This window comes from Candidatus Pantoea communis, assembly GCF_011752685.1.
GTDB lineage: Bacteria > Pseudomonadota > Gammaproteobacteria > Enterobacterales > Enterobacteriaceae > Pantoea > Pantoea communis.
On sequence record NZ_VWXC01000009.1, the window covers coordinates 92157 to 113919 of the forward strand.

The window sequence follows — 21763 nt, forward strand, 5'->3', positions numbered from 1 at the left end:
GTCATCCGCTTAAATCAACCTGCCAGCACCGCAAACACTTTCTCAACCGCATACGCACCCGGATCTTTCACTCCATCCAGACTTTGTTGGTTCAGATAAGCCGAACGTCCCGCTTTGGCGCTCTGCATTTGTGCCGTGGCATCCGCGCCTTGCTGAGCGGCTTTCGCCGCAGCGGCCAGTGACTCACCCGCCACTAACGCCTCCAGCGCCGGTTGCAGCGCATCCACTAACGTACGATGCCCCGGCTGCGCGCCACCGTAATGCTTCATGCGCTCCAGACCATGCATTAATGCCTGCGGCAATGCGCTGCCCTCTTCCAGTTTTTGCCCGGCGCTGGTGAACAGAATCGACATCAGTACGCCGCTTGAACCGCCCATCACCGTCGCCAGTTGCTCACCGATCAGCGCCATTAAGGTCGGCAACTCATCCAGCGGCAACTGCTTGTCACGCAGGCCGCGCTGAATCTTCTTCGCGCCCGCTGCAAAGGTTGAGCCGGTATCGCCGTCGCCGACTTTGGCATCCAGCGCATTGAGTTCGCTTTCCAGATCGATCAAGGTTTGCGTCACGCGCTCAACGTGTTTAGCCACTTCAGCGTTGTCGGACGGGTCGAAATCCAGCACGCTGCCGACTTTTTCCGCGCTCTGCAAACTGATCGGTGCAAAATCATAGACCGGTACCCAGCCCAGCACCTGCACCGGCGCATTGAGTGCCTCAAGGAAGGGTTCCTCCAGCGCCAGCAATGACAGCGAGAAGCCTTTCATATCTAAAGCGCTGACCAGGGTTGCCGGACCGATAAGGTGAGTAACCCGCGCGGCAAGTGGTGATTGCAACACTTCGCGCGTCAACACCGCCAGCTCCAGCTGGGAGAAGCCGCCGAGGTTGTTGATCAACAGCAGCGCCTGTTTGCCGTCTGGCAGCGACTGCGCCAGCTTATCGGTCGTAATGCTGCTGATCTTTCGACTGTTTTGGGTATCCAGTGTCACCACGCCCGGTTCGCCGTGGATGCCCATACCCAGCTCGCTGTGGCCCGCTTCGACACGTTCATCACGCTTTTCGCCGGGAATATGGCAGGTAGCAAACGCCAGCCCAATCGATGAGGTGGCGTCGATGGCACGCTGCGCCAGCGCTTTAACTTCATCCAGCGATTGCCCCTGCTCGGCAGCAAAACCGGCGATCTTATGCACCAGCACGGTCCCAGCGATGCCGCGCGGCTGAGGATTTTCGGGCAGCGCAATATCGTCCTGCACCATTACCAACTCGACGTTGTAGCCGAGATTTTTCGCTTTCTCCGCCGCCAGCCCGAAGTTCAACCGGTCGCCTGTGTAGTTCTTCACAATCAGCAGGCAACCTGCATCGCCCGTGACATTGATGATGGCATTGAGCACCGCATCGACGCTCGGTGAGGCAAAGATATCGCCGCATACCGCCGCCGTGAGCATGCCTTTGCCGACAAAACCGGCGTGCGCCGGTTCATGGCCCGATCCGCCGCCGGAGATCAGCGCCACTTTGCTCTTATCCCAATCTGTGCGCACCACCACGCGGATCTCATCTCCGAGATCGAGACGGCTCAGGTTATGCCAGGGCGTGCTCAGCAAAACCCCTTCGATGGCTTCGTTCACCAGATCGTTTTTCTCATGCATAAAAAACTGGCTCATTGCTTCCTCTCCATTGGTGTTGTCGAGGTAAAAGGTAGCGTATATCGCGGGGCGAGCGGGGAAGGAAAGTGCGGAAATGCAAAGGGCGGCACACGCCGCCCTTGAGTTTCAGATAACTGCCGCTTACAGCGCGATGCGCAGGACGCTATCCGGGTTTTTTGGTGGCTCTTTACGGGTGCCCGGCTGCTTGATGCTAACAAACAGCGCTTTACCGTCTGCTGACAGCGCCAGGCTGTTTGGCAGGCCCGGTGCTTTCACCGTGCGCTTCACTTTATAAGAGCTGGCGTCGATGATGCTGATCTCGCCGGCTTTACGGTGCGTCACATACAGCTCGTTGCGGTCGGCATTGAACAGCACCGCCAGCGATTCTGGCACATCAATCTTATGAATCACCTGCTGAGTGCGGGAATCCAGCACCAGCACCTGAGGCTGTTTAGAGTCGCTCAGGAAGATGCGATGGCCCTGGGTATCCAGCGCGATATTCAGGAAGAAGTGGTCTTTGTCGCCATCGATTTTCTGACGTTTTTCAATCGCGTTCAGGCGCGTATTGATGGTCACCAGTTCGCCATCGGCGTTGGTTACGTACAACTTCTGTGCCGCAGAATCGATGGCCAGGCCAGTACCCATTTTACCGGTGTTCGGTACGGTGCTAACCAGCTTCAGGGTTTTGCCATCCACAACCCACACCACGCTCTGCTCACCGAGGCCGGTGACATACACGCGGTCGGTGGCCGCATCCGCAACCACTTCACGCGGCTGCAGTGGACGGACGGTTTCGCTGCGCTGACGCGCATCCAGCACCAGCGAGTTCAGTACTTTACCGCTGCTGGCATCGACCGAGGTCAGTGCCGCATCGCGTGTATTACCAAAGAACAGCGTGTTGGTTTTCTGGTTGATGGCGGCGCCAAAGGTCGGCAGATCGGTATTGATGGTCTGCTTCACCGACAGATCCTGCGGATCGAGACGATAAACGGTGCCGCCTTTGGTGCTGGCGTTTTGCGCCGTGGCGAGGAACAGCGCGTTATCGCTGTTGCTGAACGCCAGTTCGTAAGCACCTTTGGAAATCACCCGGTTCAGCGGCTGAGACTCCGCTGCCAGTACCGCAGAGGAAGATAACAGCGCCGTTGCCAGCAGCAATGGACGCAACGCCCATGTTGTTTTAATCGCTTTCATAACTTCTCCATAGCAAATCCACCGCCTCATGGCAGTGAAGTGAAAGCCCGACAATGCAACCAATTTCAGAATGACAGCCCGAGGCGAGCCGACGAAGGATGTTAGTTTTTGAGAATAGTAATCATTTAGGTAGGAAAGTAACAGAATTTTATGCAGTTACCAACGCCGCCAGGGCGCCCTAAGGCACCCTATCAGCACAGATCGTTAACGCAGACTTATTTGATCAACTCAGCAGTCATGTGCACGCCGTTGTTGAAATTGGCTTCAGTCACTTTATAGGAAGCACCAGCTTTGTGCGCCTGAGCAGCGATTTGCGCTTCTGCACCATCCAGTGTTGAAGCACATGCGGTGACGCTTTGCGCGAAGCTGGCGAATGGCAGAGCAGAGAGAGCGATAACAGAAGCAAAAATTTTGATAGATTTCATGGTCAATTCCTCAATGATTTTTTATCGGATAAGGCGTCATCGCCTTGTTGAGATAAATAATAGGCGTGAATCCGATCACAAAAAAGCAGAGAGATTTGCCGTAGTTATTCGATTAATTTGAATATAAAAAGCACATTTGGATTAACCTGTGTGCAAAGGGTTAAAAAACTGGGTTTTTAGAGTGGTGCAGGATTTATGTCTGCGTGGTTTGCCAGAAAAAAGAAAGGTCGCCATCAATGGCGACCTACAGGTATGTGAGCTTTTTATAGGATCGACGCTGATGGCGACCCTGACACAGCAAGCTATTTAACCGTGATGTCGAACGCGGGTGAAAATAGTGATAGCCGCCAGCAGCATCAGCACGCCGCTGGCGAGGAACACACCGCCCGCGCCGTTGAGATCAAACATCCAGCCACCGGCCGCAGCACCTGCGGTGATCGCCAACTGAATGGTCGCCACCAGCAAACCGCCGCCGGATTCCGCATCATCCGGCACCGCACGGGAGATCCACGTTGACCAGCCGGTCGGCATCGAACCGAATGCCAGGCCCCACATCGCCACGCCGGCACCGACCAGCCACGGCAGATTGCCAAAACTCACCAGCACCACCGCCGTCACACTCATGACCAGCGCCATACCGGTCAGCGTCAGCGACACGCTGCGCGTCACCAGGTAACCCGCCAGTGAGGTGCCGAAGAAGTTCGCCACGCCAAACGCCAGCAGCACCAGCGACAGCTGATTGATATTGAGCTGCGCGCTGCTTTCCAGGAACGGACGCAGATAGGTAAAGAAGGCAAAGTGACCGGTGAACATCATGATCACTGCCAGCATGCCCCAGCGCATCAGGCTGTTACGCAGCAGATCCAGCACGCCGCCGCTGCGCGCTTTATTCTCTGGCGGCATCGCAGGCAATGTGAAGAACTGCCAGAACAACGCCAGCACGCCCAATGCACCGGTCAACAGGAAGATATTACGCCAGCCAACAATGCCGCCGAGGTAACTGCCCAACGGTGCGGCAATGATGGTCGCCAGCGAAATGCCGCTAAACACTATCGACAGCGCCTTTGGCACCTGATCGCTGGGTACCAGCCGCATGGTAATCGCAGTGGAAAGCGTCCAGAAGCCGCCAATCGCCATGCCGAGCAGCACACGCGCCAGCAGGATCATTGGCAGATTTTCTGCAAAGGCCACCAGCAGCGCCGAGGCAATCAGCAGCAGCGTAAAGGCCAGCATCACGACGCGACGATCGAGACGACGCGTAAGGTTGCCGACCACCAGACTGGTGAGCAATGCCACCAGCGCAGTCACGGTCACCGTTTGGCCCGCTTGCCCTTCGCTCACCTGCAGCGAGTCGGCAATCGGTGTCAGCAAGCTCACCGGCAGAAATTCGGCAGTGATCAGGCCGAACACGCCAAACGCCATGGCAAACACCGCGCCCCATGCGGGTTTATCCGCCGCTATACTTGTTTCGACTACTTCAGTATCCAGACTCATTTGCGATCCCCATCACAAAAATTCAGGTTGTAAGCATAGTGAGATGACGCAAGACGATCTATGATACAAAAACTTTGTTTTTTGATAATTCGTCTGGATTCGTATGAGCCGCTATGAAGATCTGACCAGTGAACTGCTAATGGGCATGCGCCTGTACGGCGTGAAATATCAGCGTATCGCCTTACATAACCCTTTTGGTTTGCAATACGATGACGCGCCGGGCAAGGCACAACTGCACTTTGTTGGCCGTGGATCGTTAATGATCCGCTCAGCGTCTGGCGTGATCTATCCGTTGCAGGCAGGCGATGCGATGCTAATCCCGCACGGCAAAGCGCACGCGTTGATCTCCAGCGAAGACGCCATTTGTGAACCGATTGGCACCTTCAACAGCAAACCGATCTGTGGCAGCGTCTGTGACATCGCTGACAGCAGCGAAGGTTGCCCGGACGACAGCGATGTGATTCTGTTTAGCGCCTGCATGGCGTTTGAACTCGGCGGTATGCAGCCGCTGGTACACACCATGCCGGATGTCATGCTCGTGAGTACCTTGCTGGCGCAGTACCCGGAAATCCAGCCGATTCTCGATGCGATGGAGCGTGAAACCCGCGAGCGCAAAGCCGGTTTCGCCGGGATTCTGTCCCGACTGGCGGATGTGGTGGCAGCGCAGATTGTGCGCGGCTGGGTGGAAAACGGCTGCGGCAAAGGCAGTGGATTAGTGCAGGCACTGCGCGATCCGCGTCTTAGCCTGGCGATGGCAGCCATGCATCGTGAGCCGGGCGAAAACTGGACGGTGGAGCGGCTGGCACGCGAATCGGGCAGTTCACGCTCAGTGTTTGCCGCCCGTTTTCAAACGGCTACCGGCATGACGCCGCTGCGCTACCTCACTGAACTGCGCATGCGGCTGGCAGTGGAACGTATCGTCAACGAGGGCGAAGCGGTGGAAAGCGTCGCCTTCCACCTCGGTTACGGTTCGCTGGCGGCGTTTAGCCGGGCGTTTAAACGCATTGTCGGCTCACCACCCGGCGCATTAAGGGCAGCGCGCGAGACGCTTTAACGAAACACGCTGATCGCTTCCACCAGGCGGTTCGCCTGACGCGTCATGCGCCCGGACGCTTCGGCGCTTTCCGCCACGCGAGCGGCATTCTGGTGCGTGATATCGTCGAGATCTTCCACTGCAGTACTCACTTCACTTAGCGCGATGGACTGTTCCGCCGTGGCAGAACTGATCTGGGCAATCAATGCCGTGACATTTTGCACCTGGTCGACAATATCCTGCATGGTGCGCCCGGCCGCATCAGCGTGATTACTGCCCGACTGCACGCGACCCGCGCTGGTTTCCACCAACGTTTTGATTTCACTGGCGGCTTTGGCGCTACGCTGCGCCAGGCTGCGCACCTCGCCCGCGACCACCGCAAACCCTTTGCCCTGCTCACCGGCACGCGCCGCTTCCACCGCGGCGTTTAACGCCAGAATGTTGGTCTGGAAAGCGATGCCGTCAATCACGCTGGTAATATTGGCGATGCGTTTCGAGCTGTCGGCGATCTCCGCCATCATCCCCACCATCTCCTGCATCACTTCACCGCCTTTCAGCGCGGCGTGGCTGGTATTTTCTGACAGCTTGTTTACTTCATTAGCCGTATCGGTGTTGCTTTTCACCGTGGCGGTCATTTCATTCATGGTGGCGGCGGTTTGCTGCACGTTGGCCGCGGCCTGTTCCGTGCGGCGGCTCAATTCGTCGTTGCTGCGCGCTATCGCACCGCTGGCACTGAGTACATTGATCGCCTGGCCGCTCACATCATCCACCAGCCAGCGGAACATCAGGCCGAGCTGTCCGATGGCACGCAGCGTGATCCCGATTTCATCCACACGATCTAACTGATCCACCTTATGACTGGCGCCAGTGGCGACGCTTAATGCCTGGCGGCAGATACGCTCCATTGGACGGGAAATCTGCTGCTCCAGCCATAGGCTCGCCAGCAGCAATAAACCTGCCATGCCTGCGGCAAAGCCGCCCAGCGCCATCGGTGCCATCCCCAGCAGCCAGACGCCGATAACAGACAGCGGCAGTACGGCCAGCAAAGTAGAGCGAATACGCCAGCGCAGCGGCATAATTTTTAACAGTGATCCGAGACGACGCAAGCCGGTGCCGACCAGCAACCCTTTATGGAAACGGCGGCCTTTAGCCCGCCCTTCGCGGAAATCACGGTACAGCGCTTCGGTCTGACGGATCTCTTCGGCGGAAGGTTTGGTGCGTACCGACATGTAACCCTGCACCTTACCTTCGCGCACCACCGGAATCGCATTGGCGCGCACCCAATAGTGATCACCGTTCTTACGACGGTTTTTCACCAGCGCAGTCCAGGGTTCACCCTGTTTCAGGGTGGCCCACATGTCGGCAAACGCTTCCGGCGGCATATCCGGGTGACGCACCATGTTATGCGGTTGCCCATTGACCTCCTCCGGCTCGAAACCGCTAACCTCAATAAAGGCGTCGTTGGCATAGGTTATGTGGCTGCTGAGATCGGTGGTCGACATCAGCGTGGCGTCATCATCAAAGATAAATTCACGCTGAGTGATAGGCTGGTTGTTCCGCATGTGTGTTGTCCTTGCAAAATGCAGGCTAAAGGAAAAAATCAATTACACTTTTTTACCTTTTCGGCAGCGCAGGGAGCGGTCTTTAGCGATGAGAATTAATTTTTATCCTGAATTAAAGCCACAGTGAACAATATCCCTGTTTTTTGTAGCAGAAATTCATCGTTAAAATTTTATTTAGAGTATATGAAATCAAGGTTTTGCCGAGGCGCAAGATGAGAAAGGTGCACAGCAATATGCACCTCAGCCCATCCTGCAATTAATGGCGATCAGGCCGAATACCGTATCCGTTTAACAACGCCATATAACGCGACTTGTCCAAATACCGCAGCCCTTTAATGACGACATTAAAGGCAACGCTTGAAATGTCCTCATTTAAAACTGCCACCTTACGCCCACGTTATAGCGCCACCCCTTGGCCCCGTTGCCGCTGATCTCTTTGCGGTAATCCGCCTCCGCATACAGTGACACATCTTTCTGCAACGTGGCGGTCCCGCCTGCGCCCACTTCCCACATCTGACCAAAGTGGCCGCTGGTGAAAGTGGCGCTCAATGCCGGGTTTTCCACCGAGGAGACGTTGGTGTCCGCCGTGCCGCCCCAACCTTTGTAGTAATTGGCGCGCAGGTAAGGGGTGTACTGGCGGTTGCTGTCATCCGTCCAGGTGCGATCGAGCCGTGCGCCCAAACGTCCGATGGTCTGGTTGTAATCGCCGTAACGCACCTTGTTGCCGTCTTCATCGGTAAAATCGTTCATATTCAGCTTCATGTACATCAACTGCGCCTGCGGTTCCAGTTTGTAGCCATCGCCGAGAGCAAACGGATAACCGCTCTCGAGTGAGGCGGTCCAGCCATGGCCCTTCAGCTTCGCTTCCTGTTTTTGCCGTGCGATATCGGTTTCACCACGATGCCAGTCGAACGACAGCACGCCATCCAGATAAAACCCGTTCTGACGCTGCCAGGTGCCGTAAAAGGCCAGGCTATCGCTATCGAAGGTGGTGCTGCTGTAACCGTCGGCGGCATCCGGACGGATGCGCGTGTTACCTCGGGTATAGGCTAAGCCACCGCGCAGGCTGTCTTTGTCACCGTCGAGGTGCAGCACGTTACCACCCACCTGCACCGCGCTGTAATCCAGATCGAAGTCATAGCCATAATCACGGAAGCGCTGGTCACTTTTGTATTTCAGGTTGGAACCGATGTAACGCAGGAACATCTCGCCGCCATCGCCTTCCGGTCGTGTCTGCTCATGACGCAACTCACCAAGACGCTTATGCAAATCGTCGATAATCGCCGAGGTGTAATAAGCAAGGCCAACCGGGGCGGAGATATAGGAAGGCACCTGCGGCACCACAGCGGGACGCGCATCGTAGCTTTGCCCGCTGCCGAACGCATCGGTAATAAAGGTCGATGGGCAGCTGGCGCCATCTTCACACACGTAATAATTCGCCAGCCGGTAATCCCAGTAATTGTTGCCACTGCCGCTGACTAAACGCTGGCTGGGATCGGTACTGCCCGGTGCGAAGGTGTAGAGCCGGTATTGCCAGGGCCCTGCGCCGAGATAACCATCTTTAAGGGCAAAACTCTCAGGGCCAGCATTACCCGCGACCTGTGCCAGTGAAATCCCCTCATTACCCTCAATGCCGCCATTGCGATTCAGGTCCGTTAACGCACCGGTACTGCTGTCGGTCAGTTTGACATTCACCAGCGTGGTGCCGGTGGCATTACCCGTGACATTGAGATGGTCGGTGAACTGGTTGCTCAGCGCGCCACCTGCGTTAAGGTCAGTGATCAGATTAAGCTGGCCGCCACTGGAAGCCAGCGAACCATTGATATTCAAGGTGTTGCCCGGCGATCCCGCGCCGTTAGTCAGGTCGAGAATACCGGCGTTGTTCACCGTGAGTGAATCCGCGGTGCCACCCGCTAACGTCGGATGCACGTTGTTGCCCGCATACAGCGTGGAGTTCTCATCGATATTAATGGTGCTGTGCGCCAGCTTGAGGTTATCGGTCAACGTCCACTGCGTATCGGTAAAGTTGATGGTGCTCCAGCCGCTGCCGAGGTTAACCCCTTTATTGAGATCGTCGGCGCTCAGGCTCCCGCCACGAGAGTCGATCTGGTTGAACGTCAGGGTGTTACCCGTTCCGCTGCCGCTGGTGAGGTGATAGGTGGTGCCGAGGTCCACCTTGCTGACCTCCGCACTGTTATTAGCGTCATTGCCCATCGTCAGGCTGCCGTTAAGCGTACCGCCCGTCCAGCGGAACACATCGGAACCGCCGCCGGGGTTGATATCGCCACGCACATCACCTTCGGTCAGCAGGATTTCATCATTGGCATTGCTGCCCGCCACTGCAACGGTTTGCGGATTAGCAGTGATGATGTTGCCGAGGTTTTCGAAGATGGTTTTGCCCCCGCGCAAATCCACCACTGGCGAGGTAAGGCTGTTCGAGGTAAACGTTCCGGTGTTGACGATGGTGCCCGCCGTGCTGGAGATCAGTGCCGATCCGCCAGCAGGGTTATCGATCGTGACGTCAGCCGCAGTGGTGACGTTGCCAGTGGTGTTGGCGCGGATGCCGCTGCCGCCCGCACCGGTGACATTAAATTGATAGCCGGAGCCGAGTGTTAAATCGCCGCGGGTGGTCGATCCATCCGCATTGGCGATGTTCAGGCCCGTACCGCTGCCGGTAACATTGGTGGTGACCGTCGAGGCCGGATCAAACGGCACCGCAGTGCGGATCCCGTTGCCATTCGCCACGTTGAGCGTCAGGTTGCTCAGGCTAACATTGCTGAGTTCTGCCCGGTTTTCGATGCCATTACCGCTGCCCAGTACGTTGACCGTGGCGTCGCTGGCGCTAAGCGCGCTGGCACCGTTATCGACCAGGATGCCGTGCGCAGTGCCACGCGTGGTGATCACGGTATCGCTGCCGGTTAACGCCAGCTGTGCGCCGTCACTGATGCGCACGCCTGCCACACCGTTATCGACATTGATCACGCCGCCTTTGGCCAGCGTGCTGCCGCTGCCAGAGACATCCAGCCCGGTGCCGTTCGCCACATTGACCGTACCGTTATTGGTTAGCGTGCTGCCCGCGCGTGAGCGAATACCGATATTGTTGCTGCCGGTAAGATCCACCGTACCGTTGTTGACCAGCGTGGCGCCGTTGGTGACATCAAAGCCGATGGCGTTGCTGCCTGCGCCGTTGAGATTGCCATTGCTGGTGACGGTGGTGGCCGCTGAGGTGCCATCCAGCGCGTTGCTGAGATCGGTACGCAGATTATTGACCAGCACACCGACGGCACGATTGCCGCTCAGGTTAATGCTGCTGCCGCTATCGAGTGTGGTCGCGGCGCCGCCTTCGGTACGGATCGCCGTGCTGTCCTGGCCGCTGGCGGTAAGATTGACATTCGCCGTGTTCAGCGTGCTGCCACGGCCAGAAACGATCACGCCGGTGCTGTTGGCAGCACTGGCGGTGAGCGTCGCTGGGTTGCTGAAGCTCAGCCCAGCGCCATCATCAATACGGTATCCGGTGGAATTCAGCGTATTCACGTCCAGCGCGTTGGCATCAGAGTTGATACGTGAACCACTGCCCGCCGCGTGATAAGCAATCTGATCGCTGCTGTTAAAGTTAGGCGTCGAGCCAGTCGCGATATTCACCAATGCGCCGTTGAGCGCTTCCGCGCCTATCGCACCTGTGCCGTTAAGATTCAAGCTGCCACTGTTGAGGTTAGCAATCGCCCGGCTACCGCTGGCGCTCACGCCCCGGCTGCGGCTGGTGGTGCTGCCGCCATTAACGTCGATGTTGCCGCTGTTGTTGGCCGTGGTATTGGCCGTGCTGCCGCTGCTGTTCACCGCAATGCCGGTGCCGCCATCGTTGATGCTGATGTTACCGCTGTTAGTACCGGTCGCACCGCTCTCCACGCGAATGCCAGTGGCGTTAGCGCCGCTGAAAGCAATGTTGCCAGTGTTATTGAGCTGTGCGCGATTGCGCGCCAGATAGCCAATCAATCCACTTTGCGATGAATTGAGTGCCGCAGCAGAACTTAACGTCGTGCTGGTCACCGGCGTACCGCTGTTGCTGCCCGCTAACGTATGTTTCTGTCCATCGACAATCGCGCCAATCGCGTTGTTGCCGGTGAGGTTGATGGTCGTGTCATTGTCGATGGTGCCCGTTGCCCCGCCTTCAATATTCACCCCCGTGGCGCCTGCACCACTAACGTTCAGCGTGGCATTGCGGGTGTTCACTTCGGTACCGCCGGTGCCGGTGCCGTTCACCGCCACAGAACCCGCGCCCGATGCGGTGAGTGACAGATCGGTGCCGTCAAAATCCGCGCCCTGCTCAACGCGGAACAGTGTCGAGTTGGTGGTGGTGACATTGAACGGATTGTTGCCTGCTATGTTAATCCGCGCATTGGGGCCATAGGCGAAGAAAGCGATTTGATTACTGCCGTTACTGAACGTCGGTATTGCGTTAGCCGCTACTTCCACCGTGGCATTGCCGCGTGCGTGCACGCCAATCGCGCCCGTGCCGCTCAGATTCACCGGGCCGTTGACGTCTGCACTGGCCTGTCCGGTGCCCTGGCCCTCCACCCACACGCCAAAGTTGCGTGTACCGCTGGCGGGATCGGCCCCCCCGGCAACGTTAATGGTCCCCGTTGAACTTGCAGAAGCGTTATTGCCACTGGTCGCCACGACTTTCACGCCCGTGCCGTTGACGCCGTTAAGGTTAATGGTGCCACGGTTATCGATGGTGCCGCTGCTGTTGGTCACCGACATCCCGACGTTTTCACGCGGCACGGTCGCGGCAGCACCATTCACATCAATGGTGCCGTTATTGACCATCGTGACCCCGCTGGCACCGGTCGCCGACATGCCCGCCGCGTTCTGCGCCTTTGAGCCAATCACGATGTTGCCGTTGTTGGTGGCAGAGCCGTTAGCCACCAGCGCGATCCCGCTGGTCAGGCCGCTCTGATTCATGGCGGTATCCGCCACGTTGTCGGTCAGGCTGTTTTGAGGACCACGACCAATATAAATCTGCCCATCGGCATTGTTGGTGAAGGTGGAGGTCGGCGATGTCAGCAGTACGCCCGATGCTGTACCGCGCGCGCTGGAGCCGTTCACGCCGACGTTGATATTGCCGCTGTTGCGGGATGTGGCGTCATCCTCCAGCCGAATACCGGCTACGCCATACTGCGAATTACTGCCGGTGGTGGCGAGATTGACGATGCCGTTGTTGTTAAACGCACTGCCGCTCTGCACCAGCACCCCATTGGCACCGTAGCCGGTGGAGCCAATACCCGTGCCATCCTGGCGATTGAGGAACCCACCGTTGATCACGCCAGTCGTGCTGGTACTGCCGTTGCTGTTGCCAGAAAGCACCAGTGCCGTGCCGTTATTGGCGAGGGTGCCGCGGCTGGCGAGCTTGCCATCAATCACCGCCTGCGCGCCGTTGGAGGCTTTAATCGCCCCGCCTGTCGAACCCACGACTTCCAGTGTGTTGCCCGCCGCGAGATTGACGCGAGCGTCTGGGCCATCGGCATTGACCACGATGCGGTTGCCAATCGGCTGCGTGACTTCATCCGGCGGTGTGGCGCTGACGTCGTACACAATATTGCCATTGGTGACGGTCACCGCTTTGTTGAATTCGGTCAGGTAGTTGGCTTTATCCAGATTGCCCGCCTGCAACTGACCAATCAGCCAGTTATTGTAAGTCTGCAATTCGCTGGCGCTGGTGACGGTGAAGGTGTGTGTGACGCCATCCAGCGTTTGCACATTCACGCCGCCGTTGTAGGTCGCCAGATTTTGCACCTGAAAGGATTGCGTGGCGCCTGCACCATCCGGTGTCGCGGCAGTGCCGAAGAAGCTGATGCGATTGTTGGAATTCCAGTTCAGCGTGCTGTTGCTGCCCACCTGAAACAGCGTGGTCTGCTTCGCTGCCATGCTCCAGCTGTTGGTGCTGGCGCTGCTGGCGGCATTCGCTTGCCCAAGATTCACATCAAGCAGGCCACCGTTGGAAACATCCGCGATGCGCGTGTTGATGTATTGATCGCCGTTAACGTTGACCACGTCCGGCACGGCGGTATCGGAAGTCACTGGCGTTTGTGCCACCAGGCTGGCGGAGTTGTAGACCTGGAAGGTGGTGTTACCACCCGTGGTAGAATCGGGTACGGTGATGGCGAAGTTCTGTGGACCGGGATCAAGACGCGTTTGATTCAGAAACTGCGCACCCGATGTGATATTGACCTGACCGAGACTGGAGTTCACTGATCCGTCCGTTCCCGGTGCAAAATCAGGATTGCCGTCCAGCGTTTCGTTACTGCCATTAACGTCAATACGCTGCTCGCCAAAGAGGTTGTCATTAATTTTCGGTGAATAGCTTCCCAGCGTAATGGCTTGCGCACTTATCGCCGGATAAAACAGCGCCTGCGCGGCTAATATTCCGAACGCAATCGGGTTTAATTTAAACTTCATACTTCCTCCAGTGGGCGTGCAGCGTCCACGCTGTTATTGCAACAGCGTTAAATTCATCGCGAGGGATACAACGGCAGGAATGACACCAACCCCGATGAGCAATTAATTTCTGAGAGCCACTGTGTGAAGAAAGTCTGGTGCAGCGAATAAGCGGTTAAAACTGTTTTTATAGATTAATTGGCTTTAGGTATAGACTTTTCTGCCATCGGACGCAAAAGGTAAATGAAGGTAACCCGTTGTCATAATAGCGAAATATTTGTGAGGCGGGAGAAATTATTGGCAATAATTGAGCCCAGAAGTTTCCAATAATTAGCCTGCTATCTTACTAATAGTTTCTTTATTTTTTCTTAGCAGTTTACTTACGAATGGCACGGCATATTCGGCGATATCAGCGCCAGGCTAAGCGATACGGCGAATTGCAAAAACGTGACATAAATCACATTTCAATTCATTCAATCTTTAAGGTTTTGCCGGCGTATACCCCGTAGCGGCACGCCATCTCAGGCTTCATTCCAGCTTCACCGTAGCGGCATGATGTCGTGTGCTGCTACGGTGAATAGCAATGGCATTAGCTGAGATCGACGCCTTTGGTTCCGCCCCACCAGGTAAAGGCAAATCCACCGACCCACGCCACGATTAATCCGGCGAGATACACCGCCATACCGGCAAAGATCCCCTGTGAAGAGGTCATCAGCGGCAACGTAACCAATCCGGAAGGCCCAAATACCGTATTCATCCCCACCGGCAGACCGAGCCAGGCTACCAGACCAATGAAGAATCCACCCAGCGCACCGCCACAACAGGCAGTAATAAATGGCTTCAGGCGCGGCAGCGTAACGCCATAAATCAACGGTTCGCCCACGCCCAACAGGCCCGGTACTATCGCTCCCTTGATTTGCGTACGCAGCAGCGAGTGCTTATCGGCCTTGCACCACAGCGCGAGAGAAGCCCCAACCTGACCCGCACCCGCCATCGCCAGAATCGGGAATAATGAGTTAAAGCCCTGGGTTTCCATCAGCGCAAAATAGACCGGAATGAAACCCTGATGAATCCCGAACATCACTGCAATTAAAAACAGACCGGCCAAAATAGCGCAGCCAAAGGGATTGTTATTGAGATGAATAAATAACCATGACATGCCTTTAAATAACTCACCGCCAATCGGCATAATCACCATAAAGGTGATGGCGCCGGTAATTAATAACGTGAGTAACGATGTCAAAATCATGTCGAGATTATCGGGGATAATTTTACGCAGTTGTTTCTCAATCCACGCACCGAATATCGCCGCCAATAATACGCCGATAATATTGCCGCGAGGGTCTATCGCCATGCCAAAGAAATCTGACATACCGCTGTAATAGCCCACCGTGGCTTTTGGCATATAACCGAGCACAAACAGTGAAGCGATAATGGCACCGTTCACACCGGTGCCCCCAAAGGCTTTCTGCGCGTTATAGCCAATCAGGATGCTCAGGAAGGTAAACAGTCCCTTACCGAACACCTTCATATAGGCCACGGTGTCCAGCAGCCACTGCGCATGTTCACCGGGCTGGTTGAGGTGAAAAATCTGCTCAATCAGCGTGGCAAATCCCAGCAGCAAACCCGCACCGATAAAGCCGGGGATCAGTGGGGTGAAGATGGTGGCGAAGCAGGAGAGAAAACGGTGCAGCGCGCTGGCTTGCTTCGCTTTCATCTGCTGCTTTTGGGCGGCAGCAATAGTGCTGAGATCCTGCGGCTTTTCCGTTTCATCACTCTCCAGTAATCCCTGCATTTTCTCTGCGGCGGTTTGCGCTTTGCCAGGACCCAGCACGATCTGCAGCTGCGCGTCGCTGTCGATCACACCCAATACGCCGGGCAGCGTTTTCAGTTGGGCATAATCGACTAATGTGGCATCCGCGAGTGTCAGGCGTAGACGCGTCATGCAATTGCCGCACTGCACAATGTTATGCGCGCCTCCCACCGCGTGCAGGATATCGCGCAGTAATCCTTCGGTGATGGCAGCCATTATTGCGCTCCTGCGTCACGCAACGCGTTACGGATAAAGCCGCTGTTTTGCTTCAGCAGCGCCTGGGCCTCGCTGGCATCCAATCCTGCCAGCACCATCACAATCGCCGTTTTGCAGTGACCATGACACGCGTTCAGCGCCTGCTGCGCGGTGGCATCGTCGCAGTCAGTGGCCTGTTTGACGATGTTGATTTGGCGCTGCACCAGTTTTTGGTTAGTGGCTTCGACATCCACCATCAGGTTGCCGTACACCTTGCCGCTGCGGATCATCGCGCCGGTGGTCAGCATATTGAGCACCAGCTTTTGTGCCGTACCGGCTTTCATACGCGAAGAACCGGTGACCACTTCTGGCCCCACTACCGGGGTGAGAGCCACATCCGCAGCCTGTGACATCGGGCTGTTAGGATTGCAGGTTAACGCCGCGCTAAATGCGCCCTGCTGTTTCGCATACGCCAGCGCGCCCAATACATAGGGCGTACGGCCACTGGCGGCAATCCCCACCAGCACATCATTAGCGTTGAAATTGATGTCCTTTAAATCCTGTGCACCCTGCTCGACGTTGTCTTCCGCATTCTCCACCGCCTGCAAAATCGCGGTGTGGCCGCCGGCAATTAAACCCACCACCTGCGAGCGCGGCGTACCGAAGGTCGGTGGGCACTCGCTGGCATCGAGAATACCGAGGCGGCCCGACGTGCCTGCTCCACAATAGATGAGGCGCCCGCCGTTGCTAAAGGCCGCAGTAATGGCATCCACCACCTGTGCGATCTGCGGCACAATCGCTTCCACCGCCAGCGCCACTTTTTTGTCTTCATCATTAATGACGCGCAGCATCGCTTCGGTGGGTAGCTCGTCAATGTTTTGGCTCGCTGGGTTACGCCCTTCGGTGATCATCTGGCTCAGGTCGATCTGCATCACGCACTCCTGTGAAAGAATAATTTATTCAAAAAACTATATACCATTTTGAATTGTTAATTCCTGATCGGTTGTCATGTTTTTGTACTTTTTGCAGAAGCTGGCATAAAAAAACCCGCCGGATGGCGGGTAGATGTTTAGCAATGTTGGTTACGCGTTCGCTAATTCTCTGCGCGCTAACTCCGCCAGAAAACCGCTGCGCGAACCATATTCGCGGTGGGATTCGACATAACTGTCAATTTTGCTGAGTAGATTTTGTGGCAAAGTGATATTGAGCTTTACCGCTTTACCTTCATAGCGACTCAGATCGATCTCCACAAATGCCCAGTAACCTCCCTGACAGGCTTCATCATGAATGTGAGTCTCAATATCTGCCGCTTTAGGGATGGCTTTGCTGGCATCCGCTAAAGATTCTACGTGTACATCAATCGCGTTAAATGCATCGCGCAGCGCATCATCTACGCTTTTGCCTGCAAAAAAACATCCCTCCACATCTGGCACAAAACCTGACCAGCTGTTGTCCTCTGTCTTATGCAGATAAACGGGGAATCTCATGTTCAGTCCTCACTAAAAAGAAATATTCAGTTAGGAATTCATTGCAATGTCTGCTGCAACTGACATTGCTAATTTTTTCCAAATCGGGGGCATTGCCCCCGTATACATTTAGTCCATTAACTTCATTAACTTACGTAATGTTCCAGTTGCCAGGTCTTTTTCAGGATGAGGAAGTGAGATGTGATACGGCTTATCTGCTCTCACAAACACATGGTGGCTGCCTTTTATTCGGTCTAAAACCCAACCGCGCTCCAGCAACATCCTGATCAGCTCCCTGCTGCTCAATCAAACCTCCGGTTATCTTAGCGCTAAGAATATACCCACCATAACCACAAAACAAATTATTAGTGGTTATGGTGGGTATAAAATTAATCACAATTCCGGCGGCCAAACACCCAAGACACGTCTTGAATTGATATAAAAAAAAACCCGCCGGATGGCGGGTTTCGTTAACTACGCAAAGGTGCATGACGCAACTGAAGTCGTCATTGCGTACGGCTGATGGCCTTAACTGGCTTTCTGTGTGCGCAGTTCCAGCTCGTAGGCTTCGGCCTGCCTGGTGTCGAACTGGTTTTCCCAGCGCGCAATCACCAGCACCGCCAGCGCATTACCGATCACATTCAGCGCAGTACGCGCCATGTCCATGATGCGGTCCACACCGGCGATAAACGCCAGGCCTTCCAGTGGAATACCCACGCTGCCCAGTGTCGCCAGCAGCACCACGAAGGAGACGCCCGGCACGCCAGCAATCCCCTTCGAGGTCACCATCAGCGTCAGCACCAGAATGATTTCATCGGTTAGCGACAGGTCGATACCGTACAGCTGCGCGATAAAGATCGCCGCGATGCTCTGATACAGCGTTGAACCATCGAGGTTGAATGAGTAACCGGTCGGCACCACGAAGCTGGTGATGGCTTTCGGCGCACCGTAGGCTTCCATCTTCTGCATGATTCGTGGCAGCACGGTTTCTGAACTGGAGGTGGAATAGGCCAGAATCAGCTCATCTTTCAGGATGCGCATCAGCGTGGTAATACGCAGTTTACACATGCGCGCGACCGTTCCCAGCACCACGAAGGCAAAGAACAGAATCGCCACGTACACCAGCAACACCAGCTTGGCCAGCGGATAGAGCGAGGCAAAACCAAAGTTAGCGATAGTGACCGCAATCAGCGCAAACACACCGACTGGTGCATAACGCATGATCATGTGCGTCACTTTAAACATGGTTTCAGACACTGAACGGAACACGGTCACCAGCGGATCACGATGTTCTGAAGGCAGCGCTGACAAGCCCATACCAAACAGCACCGAGAAGAAGATAATCGGCAGCATGTCGCCCTTCACCAGCGAGGCGAAAATGTTCTGCGGAATCAGCGACAGAATGGTGGTCACCAGGCCGTGAGGCGCCCCCTGTACCGCTTCCGTTGTGGCTTCGTATTTAGAGATGTCCACCGTTACCAGCGTAGACATATCAATGCCGCTACCTGGCTGGAATACGTTGGCCAGCGTAATGCCGACCACAATGGCAATGGTGGTGATCACTTCAAAATAGACGATGGTTTTGACACCAATACGCCCCAGTTTTTTCGCATCGCCAACGCCAGCAATGCCGACAATCAGGGAGGAAATCACAATCGGCACCACAATCATCTTGATCAGATGAATGAAGATGTCGCCTGCAGGGGTGAGAATGTTAGTGATTAACCATTCACGATCGTCTGGCTGATTATGCAGCACGGTTCCGACGATAACGCCGAGAATCAAGGCAATCAAAATTTGCCAGGCAAGGGTGAGCTTAAAACCTTTCATAACGCGTTACTTTCCTCAGTAAAAACCCCTTTGCTCCTCTGCGAAGCTGCAGAAGACATGACGCACAGGGAAGTGAGCAAAAGCCCGATAAAATAGAGGGTTATAGTGGACTGCATCAGACACTGCTGCGTAAGCATTTTGCGCCTGCGCGATGATGCAGCCTGAGTGGATACCTGCTGAACAGGGCCGAGATAAGTACCATTTTCACTGCGGTAATTGCAACCCCTGGGGGGTTAGCGTAAATCCTGCGCAACTGAGTAGCATAAAATGCTGACATTAACTTTTAGTCATAACTCGCTGTTATGAAAAGTGTTAATTCGATAATTTTCCGCATAGCTATTCAATATCGGGCAAAAAACCGCCTGGCGCGTTTGCTGATTATTTAACCAGAGACAACGTCTGATTCTGCGAAAAACCCCAGACTGGGTCTCATTGGTTTCCGTGATGAACAGTATGAATTCGGGCGCTTTTCAGGCATACAAAAGGTCGTGATCCAGACTACAAAACAGAAACAAAGCCCAGCCACGCTCTTCAATTAACCTTTGATTGACATATGATTAACATCTTCAAGGAGGTCAGCCATGAGCCAAATACATAAGCATCCTGTACCCGCTGCCGTTGCAGCGAATGCCCTGATTAATGCCGACCAGTATGCGGCGCTGTATCAACAATCGGTTGACGATCCCGACGCCTTTTGGGGTGAACAAGGCAAAATCCTCGACTGGATCAAGCCTTACAGCAAGGTGAAAAACACCTCCTTTGCCCCCGGCAATATTTCGATTCGCTGGTATGAAGATGGCGCGCTGAATCTCGCTGCCAACTGCCTCGACCGCCATTTGCAAACGCGTGGCGATCACCCGGCGATTATCTGGGAAGGCGATGACGCCAGCGAAAGCAAAACCATTACGTTCCGTGAACTGCACGGTGACGTGTGCCGTTTTGCCAACGTGTTGCTGAGCCTCGGCGTCAAGAAAGGCGATGTCGTCGCCATCTATATGCCGATGGTACCGGAAGCGGCCGTGGCGATGCTGGCCTGTGCGCGTATTGGCGCAGTGCACTCCGTCATTTTCGGCGGTTTCTCACCGGAGGCGGTGGCCGGTCGCGTAGTGGATTCCAACGCTAAACTGGTGATCACCGCAGATGAAGGCGTACGCGCCGGACGCAGCATTCCGCTGAAGAAAAACGTCGATGATGCACTGAACAACCCGAGCGTCACCAGCGTGAAAAACGTGGTGGTATTCAAGCGCACCGGTAAAGACACCGGCTGGCACGAAGGCCGCGATCTTTGGTGGCACGAGTTGGTGGCGAAGGCCAGCGATCAGCACGAACCGGTCGCGGTTGAAGCCGAGCATCCACTGTTTATCCTTTATACCTCCGGTTCCACCGGCAAACCGAAAGGCGTGCTGCATACCACCGGGGGTTATCTGGTGTATGCCGCCAGCACCTTCAAATATGTGTTTGATTACCATCCGGATGATGTCTACTGGTGCACCGCCGATGTGGGCTGGATCACCGGACACAGCTATCTGATTTACGGCCCACTGGCCTGCGGCGCCACTACCCTGATGTTCGAAGGTGTGCCGAACTGGCCGAAGCCGAGCCGTATGGCTGAAGTCGTCGATAAGCATAAGGTGACGCTGTTGTATACCGCGCCAACCGCCATCCGCGCCCTGATGGCCGAAGGCGACAAGGCCATTGAAGGTACCAGCCGCAGCAGCCTGCGCATCATGGGTTCCGTCGGCGAGCCGATCAACCCGGAAGCCTGGGAGTGGTATTACAAGAAGATTGGCGACAGCCGCTGTCCGATTGTGGATACCTGGTGGCAGACCGAAACCGGTGGCTTCATGATTACGCCGCTGCCAGGCGCGATTGAGCTAAAAGCCGGATCGGCCACCAAGCCGTTCTTTGGCGTGCAGCCCGCGCTGGTGGATAACGAAGGCAACGCGTTGGAAGGCGCAACCGAAGGCAACCTGGTGATCAACGATTCGTGGCCAGGACAGGCGCGTACGCTGTTTGGCGATCACGATCGCTTCGAACAAACCTACTTCTCCACCTTCAAAAACCGCTACTTCAGCGGAGACGGCGCACGCCGTGACGAAGATGGTTACTACTGGATCACCGGCCGCGTCGATGACGTTCTGAACGTCTCAGGCCATCGTCTCGGCACTGCAGAGATTGAATCGGCGCTGGTGTCACATCCGAAGATTGCGGAAGCGGCAGTTGTGGGTATTCCTCACAGCATTAAAGGCCAGGCGATCTATGCTTATATCACGCTGAACCACGGCGAAGAGCCCTCGCCAGAGCTGTATACCGAAGTGCGTAACTGGGTGCGTAAAGAGATCGGCCCGATTGCCACGCCGGATGTGCTGCACTGGACCGACTCACTGCCGAAAACCCGCTCCGGCAAGATTATGCGTCGTATTCTGCGCAAAATCGCGGCGGGCGATACCAGTAATCTCGGCGATACCTCAACCCTGGCCGATCCGGGCGTGGTAGAGAAATTGCTGGAGGAGAAGCAGTCCATCACCATGCCGTAACCGGCATCGACGCGACGGAGAGTGTCAGCCTGTTCACGGCAGGCTACTCTCCGTCATCCCTACCTTACGCCGTACGCTTTTCACCATCGCAAAACCTATATAACTAGAATATTCAGCAGTTTAAATCATTTAACCGTGAGATATC

The 21763-nt window shown here is 55.6% G+C and carries 13 protein-coding genes; 2 read left to right on the forward strand and 11 right to left on the reverse strand.

Annotated elements, in window-relative coordinates:
* Window positions 1–14: 14 nt before the first annotated feature.
* The 4 genes from F3J37_RS13610 to F3J37_RS13625 form a co-directional block, all read right to left on the reverse strand.
* A complete protein-coding gene (locus F3J37_RS13610; RefSeq protein WP_166933879.1) occupies window positions 15–1655 on the reverse strand; it encodes a dihydroxyacetone kinase subunit DhaK in 1641 nt (546 codons plus the stop codon).
* Window positions 1656–1778: 123 nt separating this feature from the next.
* On the reverse strand, window positions 1779–2828 hold the full coding sequence (gene yncE, locus F3J37_RS13615; protein WP_166933880.1) for a 7-bladed beta-propeller protein YncE: 1050 nt from the start codon (window positions 2826–2828) through the stop codon (window positions 1779–1781).
* Between the two features lie 215 nt (window positions 2829–3043).
* Window positions 3044–3253, reverse strand: coding sequence for a YdgH/BhsA/McbA family protein (locus F3J37_RS13620; RefSeq protein WP_166933882.1), 210 nt, complete (start codon window positions 3251–3253; stop codon window positions 3044–3046).
* A gap of 306 nt (window positions 3254–3559) precedes the next feature.
* Window positions 3560–4747: an MFS transporter gene (locus tag F3J37_RS13625; RefSeq protein WP_166933883.1), complete on the reverse strand. Its 1188-nt coding sequence runs from the start codon at window positions 4745–4747 to the stop codon at window positions 3560–3562.
* Window positions 4748–4850: 103 nt separating this feature from the next.
* Between F3J37_RS13625 and F3J37_RS13630 the strand changes: the two genes are divergently transcribed.
* Window positions 4851–5801: an AraC family transcriptional regulator gene (locus tag F3J37_RS13630; protein WP_097118970.1), complete on the forward strand. Its 951-nt coding sequence runs from the start codon at window positions 4851–4853 to the stop codon at window positions 5799–5801.
* On the opposite strand, the gene F3J37_RS13635 is transcribed toward F3J37_RS13630, so the two are convergent.
* The 7 genes from F3J37_RS13635 to gltP all read right to left on the reverse strand — a co-directional run bounded on the left by F3J37_RS13635 (window position 5798) and on the right by gltP (window position 19081).
* A complete protein-coding gene (locus F3J37_RS13635; protein WP_166933885.1) occupies window positions 5798–7342 on the reverse strand; it encodes a methyl-accepting chemotaxis protein in 1545 nt (514 codons plus the stop codon). The two genes, F3J37_RS13630 and F3J37_RS13635, sit on opposite strands and share 4 nt — an antisense overlap.
* Window positions 7343–7714: 372 nt before the next feature.
* Window positions 7715–13798 carry an autotransporter outer membrane beta-barrel domain-containing protein gene (locus F3J37_RS13640; protein WP_166933887.1) on the reverse strand — a complete coding sequence of 2028 codons (6084 nt, stop codon included), beginning with the start codon at window positions 13796–13798 and terminating at the stop codon, window positions 7715–7717.
* A 568-nt stretch (window positions 13799–14366) separates the two neighbouring features.
* Window positions 14367–15806 (reverse strand): PTS N-acetylmuramic acid transporter subunit IIBC, encoded by a 1440-nt coding sequence (murP, locus tag F3J37_RS13645; RefSeq protein WP_166933889.1) that lies wholly within the window; start codon window positions 15804–15806, stop codon window positions 14367–14369.
* A complete protein-coding gene (gene murQ / locus F3J37_RS13650) occupies window positions 15806–16717 on the reverse strand; it encodes an N-acetylmuramic acid 6-phosphate etherase (RefSeq protein WP_166933891.1) in 912 nt (303 codons plus the stop codon). The genes murP and murQ overlap by 1 nt, the downstream gene beginning before the upstream one ends.
* A gap of 150 nt (window positions 16718–16867) precedes the next feature.
* Window positions 16868–17272, reverse strand: coding sequence for a type II toxin-antitoxin system HicB family antitoxin (locus F3J37_RS13655; RefSeq protein WP_166933893.1), 405 nt, complete (start codon window positions 17270–17272; stop codon window positions 16868–16870).
* A 108-nt stretch (window positions 17273–17380) separates the two neighbouring features.
* Window positions 17381–17557 (reverse strand): type II toxin-antitoxin system HicA family toxin, encoded by a 177-nt coding sequence (locus tag F3J37_RS13660; RefSeq protein ID WP_166933895.1) that lies wholly within the window; start codon window positions 17555–17557, stop codon window positions 17381–17383.
* Between the two features lie 222 nt (window positions 17558–17779).
* Entirely contained in the window at window positions 17780–19081 is a 1302-nt protein-coding gene (gltP, locus tag F3J37_RS13665) for a glutamate/aspartate:proton symporter GltP (protein WP_058960091.1), read from the reverse strand.
* Between the two features lie 581 nt (window positions 19082–19662).
* On the opposite strand from gltP, the gene acs reads away from it, so the two are divergent.
* The gene (gene acs / locus F3J37_RS13670) at window positions 19663–21618 is read left to right on the forward strand and encodes an acetate--CoA ligase (protein WP_058960090.1); all 1956 of its coding nucleotides are present in this window, start codon (window positions 19663–19665) and stop codon (window positions 21616–21618) included.
* Window positions 21619–21763 lie beyond the last annotated feature (145 nt).